Genomic DNA, 14,754 nt, shown 5'->3' with positions numbered 1-14,754 from the left:
TTTCTAATACCTTATATATTTATAACTTATCACCGTTAAGTTCTTCAAGTGCTTTCTTTTTATCGGCATTTCTCATAAGAGTTTCGCCAATAAGCAGTCCGTTTACTCCTGCTTCTCTAAGCTCCTGCACATCTTCGGCTGTTTTTATTCCGCTTTCGCCGACAAATAAAACTTCCTTTGGTACAAGTTTTCTCAATCTTGTGCAGGTTGTGAGGTCAACCGTAAAGTCCTTTAAATTTCGGTTATTTACGCCGATTACTCTTGCCCCTGCGTCTAATGCCGACTTCACTTCTTCCTCTGTATGTGCCTCTACCAAAGCTGAAAGTCCGAGTGAATCACAAATTTCAATCCATTTTCTGATTGTTTCGGTATCGAGCAACGCACAAATCAAAAGCACCGCAGACGCTCCGATTACTTTAGCCTCATATATCTGATACTCACAAACTGTAAAATCCTTACGCAAAAGCGGAATTTTTACATTCTGTGATATTTCCTGCAAATATTTATTTTCACCTTTAAACCACTGCGGTTCTGTAAGTACGGATATCGCAGACGCTCCTGCGTTTTCATAATCCTTTGCAATCTGCACATACGGGAAATCCTCTGCAATTATTCCTTTAGACGGAGATGCTTTCTTTACCTCGCAGATATAAGAGCTACCGTCCTTTGCAAGCGCCTTTTCAAAAGGAAATTCATCGGTAATGTTCATTGAAAGCGCTTTGTTTTTTATCTCCTCAAGCGGAATTTGTTTTTCAATTTCCGCATATCTTTCTCGGTTTGCCTGTGCTATTGTTTCAAGTATCATAATATCACCGTTATTCATTAGTAGCCTTTACAAACTGCTCAAGTTTTTCATAAGCCTTGCCACTGTCAATAAGAGTTTCTGCAAGACGGATACCCTCGGCAATATTCTCTGCCTTACCGCCTGCGCAAATACCGAGAGCCGAATTAAGCAATACAATATCTCTCTTTGCTCCCTTTAACTCGCCTTTTAAAATCTGCTTTGTAATCTCCGCATTCTCTTTGCCGTCACCGCCTGCAAGGTCTGCACTGCTGTATGTCGGCATACCGAACTGTTCCGGAGTAATTTCGTATGAGCTGAATTTACCGTTGTTGATTTCACAAACCTTTGTAGGAGCAGTAACGGTTACTTCGTCCATACCGTCTGTACCGTAGAATACATATCCGCGCTTTACGCCAAGGTTTGCAAATACTCTTGCAATCGGTTCAACGAGCGCCTCTGAATACACACCTGTTACCTGCAAGTTTGCAAAAGCAGGGTTTGTAAGAGGTCCTAAAACATTAAAAATATTTCTGATTCCTATATCTTTTCTTACAGGGCCGACAAATCGCATTGATGAATGGTAGCTTTGTGCAAACATAAAGCAAATACCTGTATTTTTAAGGATTTCTTCACTTTTTTCCGGACTTATTGTAAGATTAACTCCAAGAGCCTCCAGACAATCTGCCGCACCGCTCTTACTTGACATTGAACGGTTGCCGTGCTTCGCAACAGAAATTCCTGCGGCTGCAACTACAAAAGCCGCTGTTGTAGAAATATTAAAAGTACCTGTTCCGTCGCCGCCTGTGCCTACAATGTCGAGTACATCGGTATCTCTTTTAACATGAAGTGCCTTGTCACGCATTACGGTTGCGCAAGCTGTAATTTCGTCAATGGTTTCACCCTTAATTTTGAGTGCTGTCAAAAATGCCGCTGTCTGTGCTTGAGTGGCTGTACCGCTCATCATTTCGTTCATTACGGCTGTTGCCTCATCATAAGTTAAGTTATTACCGTTTACTACCTTTTTTATTGCTTCCTTAATCATTTCTGTCACCCTTTCTATGTGTTATCCGTAATCATATATTAATAAAATTCTTTATCATTTCCATACCGTGAGAAGTCAGTATCGACTCCGGGTGGAACTGTAATCCGTAAATTTCGTAATCTCTGTGGCGAACTGCCATAACCTCGCCCATATCGTCCTCTGCCGTAACTATAAGCTCATCGGGAACGGTATCCTTTTTTGCAATCAAAGAATGGTATCTCGCACCGTCAACTACCTTGGGCAAATCGGCAAAAATCTTACAACTGTTGTCAATATTAATATTACTCTTTTTGCCGTGCATAAGTTTTATTGCTCTTGTAATTTCTGCGCCGAATACCTCGCATATTGCCTGATGTCCGAGGCAAATACCGAGTATCGGATACTCGCCTTTAAGCTCTCTTATAACATCTTCACAAATGCCTGCGTCCTTTGGATAACCCGGACCCGGAGAAAGAATAATGTGGGTAGGATTAAGTTTTCTGATTTCATCTACCGTTATTTCGTCATTTCTTACTACCTTTATATCGGGATTAATACTTCCGCAGTACTGTACAAGATTATAAGTAAAGCTGTCGTAATTATCTATAAATAAAATCATATAGCTTCAACCTCTCCTGCATTTTTAACTGCATTTATTACCGCAAGTGCCTTGTTGTAGGTTTCAAGATACTCCGACTTAGGGTCGCTGTCTGCAACAATTCCCGCACCTGCCTGAACATAAACCTTATTTCCTTTTTTAACTGCCATTCTTATTGCGATACAAGTATCAAGATTTCCGTTAAAATCAACATATCCGAGCGCACCGCCATATACCCCGCGAGGTGTTTTTTCAAGTTCGTCTATAATCTGACAAGCTCTGATTTTCGGTGCTCCCGAAAGTGTGCCTGCCGGAAGAAGCGACTCAACCGCATCAAAAGCGTCAAGTCCGTCTTTAAGCTCACCCTCTACCTCACTGCAAATGTGCATTATCTTTGAATATCTTAAAATCTGCTGATATGAAGTAACCTTTACAGAATTGAATTTTGAAATTTTACCTATATCGTTTCTTCCGAGGTCAACAAGCATATTGTGCTCTGCAAGCTCTTTTTCGTCATTAATAAGCTCATCGGCAAGTGCGTCATCTTCCTCTTTTGTAGCGCCTCTCGGTCTTGAACCTGCAATCGGGAATGTATTAAGCACACCGTTCTGAAGTTTAACCAAAGTTTCAGGTGATGTACTTATAATCTCATCGCCCTCAATATTCATATATACCATATAAGGCGATGGGTTTGTAATTCTCAATACTCTGTATGCATTTAAAAGCGAACCTTTGTACTCGGTTTCAAATCTGCGGGATACAACACACTGAAAAATATCGCCGTCAAAAATATATTCCTTGGTTTTATTAACCATATCGCAAAATTCTTCTTCTGTGTATGTGCTTGTAAATTCCACATTTTTATCGCTTTCAAGCTTTGCAAGCGGAGCAGGGGCTGTAATTGTATTGATAATTTCGTTTATATCGTTTACAGCCTGCTCATACTGTCTTTCAGGGTCATAAGTTTTCATATTTACTATGACTGTCATTTTTTCACGAAGATGATCGTATGCAATAATTTTATCAAAAAGCATTAAATCAAAATCATTGGTTTCGCTTTCCTGTATTTTCAAAATCGGTTCGCTGACTGCAATCATAGCATATCCGTAATATCCTACAAGCCCTCCTGTAAACGGCGGCAAATCTTCAAAACGAGGATTTTTGTAATTTTTCATATATTTTCGAATTTCTTCGTATGGCTTGGCGGTTTTAATTGCAGCCTCACCCTCGCCTGTAATGGTGAGAACTCCGTTTTTATAAACAAGTCTTGCCTTAGGATTACAGCCGATAAACGAATATCTGCCCCACTTTACACCGCCCTCGATACTTTCAAGAAGAAAGCACTTGTCTGACTTTTGAAGAATTTTTCTTAACAAAGTAATCGGTGTGACAGAATCGGCGTAAACTTCCTTGTATACAGGGATAACATCGTATTCATCCTTAATTGCCATTACCTCATCATAAGACGGTTTAATCATTTTTCTCACCCTTTATATTTTTTATAAACAAAAAGACCTTTGCCCCAACTAAGGGACAAAGGTCTGAAACGACTTCTGTGGTACCACCCAAATTGACGGAAATTCCGCCCGCTCATACAGCATACTGACATATGCCTCCTGCTGTAACGGTCAGGCTCCGTCGGAAACTACTCGAATACTCTTTCGGTCCGCCCTCACAAGTCCATTCGGAAAAATCTCAACTATCGGCTCACACCAACCGCCGACTCTCTGAAAGCGCCGATTAATCTTACTACTCTTGCTCAATGGTTTATCTTATAAATTAATACTATTATATAGCGGAATTTTTTAAATGTCAATAGCATTTTAGCACTTTAAAGCGAAAATTCAAAATTATTTTGAATTTTCTGCTGTCTTTAAAATTACCGTTGACTGTGCAGGCATTGTAAGCACACCTTCTTTTATAGCTGTGTGCTGATAAACGGCATTTTCATCTTCTGTCGAAGTAAATGCACCATCCTTATCCACAGGGAAACTTGCAACAAGTTCTGCTCTGATTTCAGGATTCGTTATCATATCGTCTGTAATAGTAAGTTCCGCACTTTCTTCGGCATTCATATTATGAATAATCATCAGCTTTGTGCCGTTATACTCAACATAGTAAGCACAAATTGCAGTATTGTCAAAGGTTTGAAGTCCTGTAATTTTGCCACGAGCAATCTCAGGGTTTTGATTTTTGATTTTTATAATTCTGCTGTAAAAGCTAAGTAAAGAATTGGGGTCAGCCTGCTGTTGCTTAGCGCCGCCGTATTTAGTATCTTTCGCAACATCACCTACACCGTTTACCCAAATATTCGGCAAATTATTGCTGTCAAATATCATCGGTGTACGATAAGCCGAATCGGAAGTTGTATTTGGAGCAGTAATTCCGATTTCCTCGCCGTAATATATAAATGGATTGCCCGGGAACAACATATACACTGAGGCTGCCATTTTCTCATAACTAAGACCCTTAGGTTCAAGCGAGTTACCGCTTCTCACCATATCGTGATTTGACAGGAACATTGTCGGAATGTAATTCTCGTTATTGTTGTACATCTTATCGTTATACTTCATTACCTTTTTAGCGATAGCCGTACCACGCTGTGCTATGACCTCGGTTGTAAGTGTACCACTTGACTGTGAGAATTTAAATGCAAACTGACTGTCAATTCCCGACTTAAAGATTTCCTGAATCTTTGAATCATCGTCCCAGTTTTCACCTACTACATAAACATCAGGATTTGTTTCCTTACATTTATCACAGAACCAGTTCAAAAATTCCGTGCCGTCGGTGGATTTATTAGAAAAATATTTTACGGCGTCAAGTCTGAAACCGTCAACACCTCTGTCAAGCCAGAATTTTGTAATTTTTGCAAATTCTTCTCTTGTTTTTTCAGAATTTAAATTCCATTCAGGCATTTCCTCAGTAAAATTAGCCTCACAAGCCATTGCGTGTGACAAATAATTTGTCTGTGTATCAGAATCAAAATATGAAGTGGGATGAATTTCAAAATACTGTGCATAACCGTCAAGATTGCCATCTTCCACCTCTTCGACAGCCTTTAAATAATAAGGATGCTGTGAAGATGCATGATTTAACACAAGGTCAAGTATGATGTTAATACCACGCTTATGACATTCTGAAACAAGTTTGTCAAAAGTTTCAAGTGTGCCGAAATCAGGGTCAATATTGTAATAATCGGTTACATCATATTTATGATATGACGGCGAAGGCATTATAGGTGTTAGCCATATACCGTCAACACCAAGGTCATTGCCTGTATTTGGATCTCCGTCATTAAGATAATCAAGATTATCAATAATACCTTGCAAATCACCAACTTGATCACCGTTTGAATCTGCAAATGAATTAACAAAAATCTGATAATAGTTACGGTATTTATCGGTTGATGCTGTGGCTGTAAGTGTATTTACCGGATCATCATATTCTTTAGTACCGCAGCCTGCAAGAATTGCACTTGTAGAAATTGAAGCAATAAGTAAAAGTGTAAAAAATTTTTTCATAAATCCTCCTTATAAAATCAATAAAGTTAAGTAAGAATTGAAATGTATTCTTTATAGGCTATAAATATTATGGTTTGCAAAATATTTCATCAATCATAAAAGTTCGGTCAAACTTTGCAAAGATTATAGGTATGTGTAAAACACACACAAGCCTAAAAAGGCTTGACCTAAATTTTAATTTTTTTAATCTTAACTATGCTGCAAGCCATAATTTAAAACTTAACTAAAAAGGATGGCAGCCAAAGACTGCCACCCAAAAATGTGCAAATAAAGATTAACCCTTTACGCCGCCGGCTGTTACACCTTCGACATAATACTTCTGCATCTTAAGGAAGAGGAGGGTAATCGGAACAGCAACTACTACTGAACCTGCAAGGAACTGCTTGTAGTACTGTGTCTTAAAGTCAAGGTCAACCATAAGCTGCAAACCGATTGCAACAGTGTAGTAATCACGCTTATCACCCATGATGATCTTAGCAAGAATAAAGTCTGTCCAAGGTCCAATGAATGATGTAAGAACTGTATAAACTACGATTGGTTTTGACATAGGAAGAATAATCTTCCAGAAAATCTGGTTCTTAGTTGCACCGTCAATAGTTGCCGCCTCGTCAAGAGCTCTTGGAATTGTATCAAAGAAGCCCTTTGAAATCTGATAACCAAGACCTGCACCGGCACTGTAACAAATTACAAGTGCTACGAGTGTCTGTGTAAGACCCATTGCCTTTAAGAGGTAATAGATAGCAATCATTGTCATAAATCCGGGGAACATACCGAGAATCATACCAACATTGATAAACTTTTTACGGGATTTAAATCTTAAACGGCTGAATGCGTAACTTACCATAAGTACAGAAATTGTAGAAATTACGCAGCTAAAGCATGCAACAACAAATGTGTTTATAAACCATTTTGTAAAGTTAAGTGTACCGTGGCTTGTAAAAAGGTCAATGTAGTTCTGGAAAGTCCATTCACGAGGAATGAGATAGTTTACTACAGTAACACCTTCTGCACGGAACGAGTGCATTAAAAGATAGATGAATGGGCAAATCCAAATAAATCCGAGAATAGCGAGGATTATGTAGATAAAAGTATTTGCCAAACCTCTTCTGAGTTTGTAGCTTTTTATCATGAGAACGCCTCCTCGTCTTTTGCAGATTTAGATGAGTTAAATACAATAAGTGAAAGTACAGCGCAGATAATAAATACAATGATACCGATCGCCGCAGCAAGGTTGTAGTCAGAAGAGTTCATAGTAAGTTTGAACAACCATGTTACGAGGATATCTGTATAACCTGCCTGATAGAATTTCTCCGTTGTTGGACCACCGCCTGTGAGGAGGTAGATAACGTTAAAGTTATTGATGTTGCCAACGAACTGAGTAATAAGCTGTGGTGTTGTTACGAAGAGCATGTAAGGAAGTGTAATGCTTGTAAATGTTTTTACAGGGCCTGCACCGTCAATACGGGCTGATTCGTAGAGGTCTTCAGGAATATTCATAAGAATACCTGACATTGAAAGAATTGTGTAAGGAATACCTACCCAAAGGTTTACAATGATAACTACTATCTTAGCGATGTTAGGGTCAGTGTTAAGCCACTGAATTTCCACCACCGCGGCATCAGGATTAAACAATCTGCTAATATCTGTAAGTAATACATTAAATGCACCGTCAGTCTGGAGCATCTGATTCATAAGAAGAAGTGATACAAACTGTGGTACAGCGATTGCAATAACAAAGAGAGTTCTCCACAAAGCCTTGAACTTAATACCCTTTTTGTTGATCATAAGAGCAATAATCATACCAAGGATGTAGTTTGTAAAAGTAGCGCAAACAGCCCAAACAAGTGTCCACTTAGCAAGTTCTACGAATGTTGTAGCTCTTGTTGCAGAGTTAGCTACATCAAATACAGATGTAAAGTTTTGGAAACCAACCCAGTGGAACAATGTTCCCGGAGGCATATGCTGAAGGTCATAGTTTGTGAATGCTATAAGTATCATAAAGATGAGTGGAAGAATCTGGAAAATACCAATCATCAGTACAGGGAAAGACAAAAGTGTAATGTGATACTTACCGTCAAGGAATTCCTTGATATCAGTTCTTAATGAAGTTGGCTTTTTGCCTGCTGCAACAAGAAGCTGATGCTTGTAAGCATCTTTTATATTTGCTATGTAAATGGCAAATACAACTACTGTAATTACAATGGTAAGTACAGAATAAAGGAGGATAAGCATTGAGTTATCACCGTAAACAGTTACAGGGAAAATGCCGTCCATCTCTGTGTGAGTCTCAACAGTACCAAGCGAACCAAACTTGGAAATGTAACCCCAACCAAAGAATACCATATAGAGAATGTACAAAACTTCTGAAAGGAAGAATAAAATACCCTTATAGTACTTACCTTTTGAAATGTCACCAAGGCCGAAAATAAGGTAAGAAAGCTTTGTCATAATATCTCCGTTTACAAAGGTTTTGCCGTAATTAGCAAATCCCTTGCCAATGCCAAGAAAAAACTTCACAATAGCATTTCCTAATGCTTTAAAAAAGCCTGCCACTTTACCTGGCAAAGCTTTGAAAAAGTTTTTAGCATTATAGGCAAACTTCTGGAAAGGATTAAGCTGTACATAATCAATATATTTCATTAATAAGCTCTCCTTAAAATAGTTTGCAAAACCTACACCAAACTAATAATATATTCTGCGTTATCAATTAGCATCATAAATACATTAGTAGTTTGGTGTAAATTAATTACAATGTCTGCGACATTGATAACGAGTTTTCACTCAATGGGGCTCTCAGCTACTTGAGAGCCCCACGAGTATGAGAAGATTTATTTTGAAAACTAAAATTATTCGTCTCTTACGTTTGCGATTGTGTCTGTGAGTAACTGCTTGAAGAAGTCAGCGTTTGAAGGATCTGTTTCGTCAGCAATGAGCTTGTTACCGAGGTTTGCATTTGGATCCCAGAATGTTGAAGCTATACTTACCTGTGGTACAGCGAACTTACCCTGCTCAGCAATAGCTGTAAGTACTGCACTGCCTGTAACAACTTCTTCACCGTTTACAGTCTGGTTTGAAGGACCCCAACCGAGCTCTGTAGCTCTTTCTCTCTGGCACTCTTCGCCTGTGAGATAGTTAGCAAGGATCTGAGCTGAACGCGGGAACTTAGAAGATGCGTTTACACCGACGAGCTTGTAACCGAGCATTGAAATTATCTGCTTAGCTTCGCCGTTTACATCGATTGTTGGGAGCTTAGCTGCACCGAAGTTGTCGCCAAGAGCTTCCTTGTTAGAAACTGTGTTCCAAGAACCGTCGATACCGGCACCGCAAGACTTCTGTGCGAAACCGGAAGAAATAGCGTCTGTTGAAAGTGACTGGAATGTACCCTTATAGTCGTGTATAAGCTTTGAGAAAGCCTGGAGTGTTGAAACTACCTCGGCCTCATCATAATCTGTGTACTTCTGAGTAATGCCGTCATCCTCAAGGCCATCGGTCTTAAGACCGCCTGTGAATGTGAACATACATGCGTAGTAGCCGTCACCTGCGTTCATGATGAACTTCTTACCTCCGGCCTTACAAGCTTCGAGGACATCCTCAAATCTGCCTGCCTGCTCGTCAGAAACTACTGACTTATCATATACGAGGTAGTAACCGTTATCACCTGTTTCCGGATAAGCGTAAATCTTACCGTCGAGTGTTGCAGCTGAAACTGACTCTGCTGTGTCTCTCTTAGAAATATCATCAGCATAAGCAGCCTGTGCAATAACGCCTGCTGTCTGAAGCTTGTTGAGCTGGTCACTTGCGAAACCGAATACATCGGCAGCAGCTGAGGCATCGTTAAGAAGGTTTGTAGCAGCATCTTTCTCAGTCTGAGCAACTACTGTAATATCAATCTTCTTGTCCGGATAAAGAGCCTTGAATGCTTCGCACTCTTTTTCAAAAGTAGAAACTGCCTTATCAGGAGCCCATACTTTAAGTGTAATGTTGTCTTCGTCACCAAAGTCGCTGCTTGTTGCAGAAGCACCGTTACCATTTGATTCTGTTTTTGAAGCTGTACTGCTGTCACCTGAACCGCCGCAGCCAACAAGTGCTGTAGCAGCCATCATACTTGCCAAAAGAACGGCAAAAATCTTTTTCATCGGATATTTCCTTCTTTCATAAAATATAAACTTTCATTCCGTTTGAATGATGTGAGGACAGTCCCTCTGTCCTTTCACTACATTTATGATACCAAAAAATCATACAAATTGCAACTACCTTTGTACTTTTTATACAGAGTGTTAAAACTTTAAATTATTTTTGTACATTTTGCAAGTTAAATTTTGAAATTTTGATTTTATTTACAAAATTATCTCTGGCTTTTTGTTAATAATAACAATATTATCTTTGTGCAACTTGTTCATTTGGAGATTATCGTTTTATTTTCGTAAATTACTTAAATTCGTTTCTTATCAGCTAAATGCACATATTTTCGTTTACATAGGTGCTTTTTAGGTAATTTTCACCAACAGATAAAATAAGCCTTTTCGCACAATAAACACACTCCAAAAAAATTCATTATTATTGTTGTATTATTTTCCCTGAATTGTTATAATGTAATAGTAATCACAACTAAAAACGGAGTGAATTTATTATGAAACTAAGTAATTTACTTGCAAACATTGAATATACCGTAATAAATGACGGCAATCCCGAAATAACCGATATTATATATGATTCCCGAAAAGTTACCGACGGTACAGCTTTCGTATGTCTTAAGGGATACACATCCGACGGTCACAAGTATGCGCAATCCGCTGTTGAAAAAGGCGCCGCTGCCCTTATAATAAGTGATGACCTTTCATTCGATGTGCCGAAGAATGTTGCGGTTATTAAAGTGGAAAACACACGAAAAGCACTTGCGTATATCAGCGCCGAGTTTTTTGGCAGACCCGCCGAAAAACTAAAGACCATTGCAATTACAGGTACAAAAGGCAAAACAACCACAACCGCCATGATTGCATCTATTCTTGAATGTGCAGGAATCAAAACAGGCACAATCGGCACTCTCGGTATTTTATATGACGGAAAAGTTGTAAAAACAGACAACACAACCCCGGAATCATACGAAATTCAAAAAGCTATGCACGATATGCTTGAGTGCGGCTGTAAAGCTATGGTTATTGAGGCAAGCTCAATCGGCTTAAAGCATTACAGACTTGCTGATATTACATTTGATGTAGGCATATTTACAAACTTTTCACACGACCATATCGGCGGTGTTGAACATAAGGATATGGCTGAATATCTTTACTGTAAAAGTCTGCTTTTCGGACAGTGCAGACACTCTGCCGGAAATATTGACGATGAAAAATTTACCGAAATCACAAAACTTGCAGTTGAAAAACCTGTAACATTCGGTTTCTCAAATAAAGCCGACTTTGTTGCGTCTGATGAACATTTATTATTTGAAAACGGATTTATCGGCGTTCACTTTGAATTAAGCGGAAAAAAGAAACTTTCTCTTGATGTAAATATCCCCGGTAAATTTAATGTTTATAATGCGCTTGCCGCAATCAGTGCCGTATCTTTCTTTGATATTCCCGACAAAGCTATTGTCGAGGGTCTTCACAAAGCAAAGGTTAAAGGCAGAGTTGAACCTGTACCCGTACCGGGCAACTATTCGCTTATAATAGATTACGCTCATAACGCACTTTCTATGGAAAATGTGCTTTCAACACTCCGACTTTATAAACCTAACCGCCTTATTACAATGTTTGGCGCAGGCGGCAACCGTCCAAAGGTGAGAAGATACGAAATGGGCGAAACTTCGGGCAGACTTTCCGACCTCTCCGTAATCACAGAGGATAACTCCCGTTTTGAAGATGTTATGGATATTATCGAGGACATCAAGACAGGTCTTGCAAAGACAGACGGTAAATATGTAGTTGTTCCTAATCGTAAGGACGCAATAAGATATTGTATGGAAAACGCACAGGACGGCGATATTATCGTTCTTGCGGGCAAAGGTCATGAGGACTATCAGGAAATCAAAGGCGTAAAATACCATATGGATGAGCGTGAACTTGTTGCCGACATTATTAAGGAAATGGCAGAGGAAAAGAAATAATTATCAACAGTTTTTTATAAATCTACATTTGTCAGTTTGATAAATTCATTTTTATTAACGAAAAGGAAATATGCAATGGGTTTATTTAAGGAAAAACCGCCTAAGGAAAAGAATGAAATAAATAATAAGACTTTAAAGGAAAACATTGCTAATGTTGCATTGGCACAATACAGAGTCATTATTTAAAGCAATAACAGATAAAGACACCTTCTATTTTGCGGTTCAGGGTACAAAACTTTTAAGACTTTCATTAAGCGAAGAGCTGTTTAACGCTTATGTAGATGGATTTTTGGAAAGTAACGATGCTTAACAGAAATTTTGGGTTCTGTTTCTAAAATATAAACAGTATTGTTTTTCTACTTATTAAGTTGCAAAATAAATGAATACTGTCAAAATATAAATGCTTAAAATTCATCAGCCGTCATCTTGCGATGGCGGCCGCTTTGTTTTGTCTGTAAAATTGAGATAAAAAATGACTTCACATATTATAGTTGGAGTGAAGTATGGTTTTGCGAAATACTTAGTCAAGAAATTATAAAAGTTTGGTCAACCTTTAAAAAGGCTTGACCTATTTTTTTAATTATTTAGCTTAATCTGTGCGTTAAACCGGAATTTATTATTGTTACCCCAACATTTATAATAAAACCTATTCAAAACAGAAACAAAAAGTGATGCAACAAAGCATTTAAAAAATAAATGTTGCTTTTCGCACAAAATGAAAAAACTTTTCGCATAAAATACAAAAAGTGCGTTTTTGTAAAAATGTATAATGTTGCAAAAAAATACCCACGCAGAAAATCCAAATCTGCGTGGGTATTTTCATTTTTTATTCATTTTTCTGTTTCCATTTGCTTCTACAATAAGATCTTTACCTGTTTTTTTAATCTTATTTGGTTGATATTCGAGCAATTCTGAAATATCACAGTTCAGAACCTCGCATATTCTATCCAAATGTTCAAGATTAATTCTATCACACATTTCATTATAAATGTCGCAGATAGTTGCAGGTCTGATACCTGTTTTCCTCGCCAATTCTGCTTGTGTCATGCGATATTTGCCAAGAATAGTAGATAAATGGATCTTAATCATAATAACGCCCCAAGTAACATAATACCTTAAAGCGTTATTATTTACATAAATATGTAATATTATTACTAATTTAGTAATTTGTTATTATAACTTCTTTGAATTCTGCACGATTTTCATTTGTTACAGGCAGTAAGTTATGCCTGCTTATGTTTCTAATGTTATAATCTTTGTAAAGATTTCTGATAAAATCACAATCATTATAAGATAGTATAAAACGCCCTTTAATCGCCTTTAAAACGGCATTTAAACGGATATGGTCACCATTATTAAAGCTTACATATTTTTTGTTATAATAGCGTTCTGAGGCTACATATGGCGGATCTATATAGAACACAGCTTTTTCACGGTCATATGTTTTAATAAGTGATTCAAAATCCCTGTTTTCTATTATAACATTTTTCAGCCTTGCTTGATAAGCAGGAAGATCATCAATTATGTTGATTATCGTTTTCGCAGCTGTAGCAAACGAACTTCGATTACTGTCAAAGCTGCACTTTATAAGATATAAGTACCGGGCTGCTCTCTGTAAGTCAGACAGCTCAATTTTATTTTCAATCTCATAGCGATACTGATTAAATAATTCACGGGATTGAAGCCAGTCAATTTCAGACTGCAATTGTGAACAATTATACTTAATTTGACGATAAAGATTAATCAAATCACCGTCAATATCATTGAACACTTCCATTTGACCTTTGATTTTATTTTTTCCAAAAAGCACCCAGCCTGCTCCGCCGCATACCTCTATGTAACGCTCGCACTCAGCAGGAATAAGCGAAATGATTTGATTTTTCAGATGACTTTTGCCACCTATCCAGCCTATAAAACTTTTCATTTTGTACCTCCATAATATTAATGTTTGGGGCATTATTATGAAGGGAAAAATAATTTATTTGCTCTCGACCTCCGGCAAGCCTGCTATACTTGTAAGGACAGATAGAACACCTGCCAACGCACTGGTTGACAATACAACTGCCCAATCAACCTCTCTTATCATTGCTGTTGTGCCAATGGTTGCAATAGCTGTTTGAGCAACAGTCTTAATAGCACGCACGGCAGCAGCTTTTATCCATTTTTTAAAATTGTCTTTCATTGTTTTATACCTCCCACAAATTGATACCTTCCATAACCGCCCTCGCCTCAAGTACGGCAATATAGTCTGCCATTGATTTAATCTGCATATTATATGTGCTGCGTGGACAAGTCGGAACGAAAGATAGTTCTCCCTTATCCCAATTATCAAGCATTTTCTTCAATCCCTTATAACGGATTACTAACTGCTGATATTCTGCAATAAATCTTTCCTTGTAGTCCTCACTCACCATACCGTTAATTGTTTCTGCTAAAATCATAATAATTATTCCTCACTTTCGCAAATAATTTTTTTGTTTTCAAACTTTTTATATGCGTCAAGATACATTTCGCCTTTGTCACCATTGTACGTGCATTCGTAATACATCCCGTCGTGTAATGTTGTGCTGATAAGGCATTTGTGGTTTTGCAAAGTCTTACACGACCACACCACAAAAGTGTCAAAATCAGGTGTATCATCTGACTTATCTAAATGATTTAACACATACTTGTTTACCTCTGATACTGCAAGTTTAATAAAATTTGCATTTGTCATAATAT

At 38.0% G+C, this 14,754-nt stretch carries 15 protein-coding genes and 1 other annotated feature; of the genes, 2 read left to right on the top strand and 13 right to left on the bottom strand.

What is annotated here, in order from left to right; all coding sequences use genetic code 11:
• Positions 1–19: 19 nt before the first annotated feature.
• The 8 genes from trpC to KGF34_RS10160 all read right to left on the bottom strand — a co-directional run bounded on the left by trpC (position 20) and on the right by KGF34_RS10160 (position 10,063).
• Positions 20–805, bottom strand: coding sequence for an indole-3-glycerol phosphate synthase TrpC (gene trpC / locus KGF34_RS10195; RefSeq protein ID WP_252560218.1), 786 nt, complete (start codon positions 803–805; stop codon positions 20–22).
• A gap of 10 nt (positions 806–815) precedes the next feature.
• A complete protein-coding gene (gene trpD / locus KGF34_RS10190) occupies positions 816–1,826 on the bottom strand; it encodes an anthranilate phosphoribosyltransferase (protein WP_252558934.1) in 1,011 nt (336 codons plus the stop codon).
• 31 nt (positions 1,827–1,857) lie between these two features.
• Positions 1,858–2,424: an aminodeoxychorismate/anthranilate synthase component II gene (locus KGF34_RS10185; protein ID WP_252558933.1), complete on the bottom strand. Its 567-nt coding sequence runs from the start codon at positions 2,422–2,424 to the stop codon at positions 1,858–1,860.
• Positions 2,421–3,881, bottom strand: a complete 1,461-nt coding sequence (trpE, locus tag KGF34_RS10180; protein WP_252558932.1) for an anthranilate synthase component I — start codon at positions 3,879–3,881, stop codon at positions 2,421–2,423. The genes KGF34_RS10185 and trpE overlap by 4 nt, the downstream gene beginning before the upstream one ends.
• 48 nt (positions 3,882–3,929) lie before the next feature.
• Positions 3,930–4,175: a binding site (T-box leader), on the bottom strand.
• A gap of 78 nt (positions 4,176–4,253) precedes the next feature.
• Positions 4,254–5,927: an alpha-amylase family glycosyl hydrolase gene (locus KGF34_RS10175; RefSeq protein WP_252558931.1), complete on the bottom strand. Its 1,674-nt coding sequence runs from the start codon at positions 5,925–5,927 to the stop codon at positions 4,254–4,256.
• Positions 5,928–6,201: 274 nt separating this feature from the next.
• Positions 6,202–7,056: a sugar ABC transporter permease gene (locus tag KGF34_RS10170; RefSeq protein WP_186935707.1), complete on the bottom strand. Its 855-nt coding sequence runs from the start codon at positions 7,054–7,056 to the stop codon at positions 6,202–6,204.
• The gene (locus KGF34_RS10165; RefSeq protein ID WP_186935706.1) at positions 7,053–8,567 is read right to left on the bottom strand and encodes a sugar ABC transporter permease; all 1,515 of its coding nucleotides are present in this window, start codon (positions 8,565–8,567) and stop codon (positions 7,053–7,055) included. The genes KGF34_RS10170 and KGF34_RS10165 overlap by 4 nt, the downstream gene beginning before the upstream one ends.
• A gap of 206 nt (positions 8,568–8,773) precedes the next feature.
• Positions 8,774–10,063, bottom strand: a complete 1,290-nt coding sequence (locus KGF34_RS10160) for an extracellular solute-binding protein (RefSeq protein ID WP_252558930.1) — start codon at positions 10,061–10,063, stop codon at positions 8,774–8,776.
• A 494-nt stretch (positions 10,064–10,557) separates the two neighbouring features.
• On the opposite strand from KGF34_RS10160, the gene KGF34_RS10155 reads away from it, so the two are divergent.
• The gene (locus tag KGF34_RS10155) at positions 10,558–12,033 is read left to right on the top strand and encodes a UDP-N-acetylmuramoyl-L-alanyl-D-glutamate--2,6-diaminopimelate ligase (protein ID WP_252558929.1); all 1,476 of its coding nucleotides are present in this window, start codon (positions 10,558–10,560) and stop codon (positions 12,031–12,033) included.
• 151 nt (positions 12,034–12,184) lie between these two features.
• Positions 12,185–12,343 carry a hypothetical protein gene (locus KGF34_RS10150; protein WP_252558928.1) on the top strand — a complete coding sequence of 53 codons (159 nt, stop codon included), beginning with the start codon at positions 12,185–12,187 and terminating at the stop codon, positions 12,341–12,343.
• Between the two features lie 509 nt (positions 12,344–12,852).
• On the opposite strand, the gene KGF34_RS10145 is transcribed toward KGF34_RS10150, so the two are convergent.
• The 5 genes from KGF34_RS10145 to KGF34_RS10125 form a co-directional block, all read right to left on the bottom strand.
• Positions 12,853–13,122: a helix-turn-helix transcriptional regulator gene (locus KGF34_RS10145; protein WP_252558927.1), complete on the bottom strand. Its 270-nt coding sequence runs from the start codon at positions 13,120–13,122 to the stop codon at positions 12,853–12,855.
• Positions 13,123–13,192: 70 nt separating this feature from the next.
• Positions 13,193–13,957, bottom strand: coding sequence for a Dam family site-specific DNA-(adenine-N6)-methyltransferase (locus KGF34_RS10140; RefSeq protein ID WP_252558926.1), 765 nt, complete (start codon positions 13,955–13,957; stop codon positions 13,193–13,195).
• A 54-nt stretch (positions 13,958–14,011) separates the two neighbouring features.
• On the bottom strand, positions 14,012–14,215 hold the full coding sequence (locus KGF34_RS10135; RefSeq protein ID WP_252558925.1) for a holin: 204 nt from the start codon (positions 14,213–14,215) through the stop codon (positions 14,012–14,014).
• A 4-nt stretch (positions 14,216–14,219) separates the two neighbouring features.
• Entirely contained in the window at positions 14,220–14,474 is a 255-nt protein-coding gene (locus tag KGF34_RS10130) for a hypothetical protein (protein WP_252558924.1), read from the bottom strand.
• A gap of 5 nt (positions 14,475–14,479) precedes the next feature.
• On the bottom strand, positions 14,480–14,749 hold the full coding sequence (locus KGF34_RS10125; RefSeq protein WP_252558923.1) for a DUF6275 family protein: 270 nt from the start codon (positions 14,747–14,749) through the stop codon (positions 14,480–14,482).
• Positions 14,750–14,754 lie beyond the last annotated feature (5 nt).

The sequence above is a fragment of the Ruminococcus sp. FMBCY1 genome, from assembly GCF_023921805.1.
Taxonomy (GTDB): domain Bacteria; phylum Bacillota; class Clostridia; order Oscillospirales; family Acutalibacteraceae; genus Ruminococcoides; species Ruminococcoides intestinale_A.
This window is presented reverse-complemented; position numbering and strand designations above follow the sequence as displayed.

Coding starts and splice junctions, on each gene's coding strand:
- KGF34_RS10130 (WP_252558924.1), bottom strand. CDS start 14,474: ATGATTTTAGCAGAAACAATTAACGGTATGGTGAGTGAGGACTACAAG.
- trpC (WP_252560218.1), bottom strand. CDS start 805: ATGATACTTGAAACAATAGCACAGGCAAACCGAGAAAGATATGCGGAA.
- KGF34_RS10125 (WP_252558923.1), bottom strand. CDS start 14,749: ATGACAAATGCAAATTTTATTAAACTTGCAGTATCAGAGGTAAACAAG.
- KGF34_RS10150 (WP_252558928.1), top strand. CDS start 12,185: ATGTTGCATTGGCACAATACAGAGTCATTATTTAAAGCAATAACAGAT.
- KGF34_RS10160 (WP_252558930.1), bottom strand. CDS start 10,063: ATGAAAAAGATTTTTGCCGTTCTTTTGGCAAGTATGATGGCTGCTACA.
- KGF34_RS10170 (WP_186935707.1), bottom strand. CDS start 7,056: ATGATAAAAAGCTACAAACTCAGAAGAGGTTTGGCAAATACTTTTATC.
- KGF34_RS10185 (WP_252558933.1), bottom strand. CDS start 2,424: ATGATTTTATTTATAGATAATTACGACAGCTTTACTTATAATCTTGTA.
- KGF34_RS10155 (WP_252558929.1), top strand. CDS start 10,558: ATGAAACTAAGTAATTTACTTGCAAACATTGAATATACCGTAATAAAT.
- trpE (WP_252558932.1), bottom strand. CDS start 3,881: ATGATTAAACCGTCTTATGATGAGGTAATGGCAATTAAGGATGAATAC.
- KGF34_RS10140 (WP_252558926.1), bottom strand. CDS start 13,957: ATGAAAAGTTTTATAGGCTGGATAGGTGGCAAAAGTCATCTGAAAAAT.
- KGF34_RS10165 (WP_186935706.1), bottom strand. CDS start 8,567: ATGAAATATATTGATTATGTACAGCTTAATCCTTTCCAGAAGTTTGCC.
- KGF34_RS10145 (WP_252558927.1), bottom strand. CDS start 13,122: ATGATTAAGATCCATTTATCTACTATTCTTGGCAAATATCGCATGACA.
- KGF34_RS10175 (WP_252558931.1), bottom strand. CDS start 5,927: ATGAAAAAATTTTTTACACTTTTACTTATTGCTTCAATTTCTACAAGT.
- trpD (WP_252558934.1), bottom strand. CDS start 1,826: ATGATTAAGGAAGCAATAAAAAAGGTAGTAAACGGTAATAACTTAACT.
- KGF34_RS10135 (WP_252558925.1), bottom strand. CDS start 14,215: ATGAAAGACAATTTTAAAAAATGGATAAAAGCTGCTGCCGTGCGTGCT.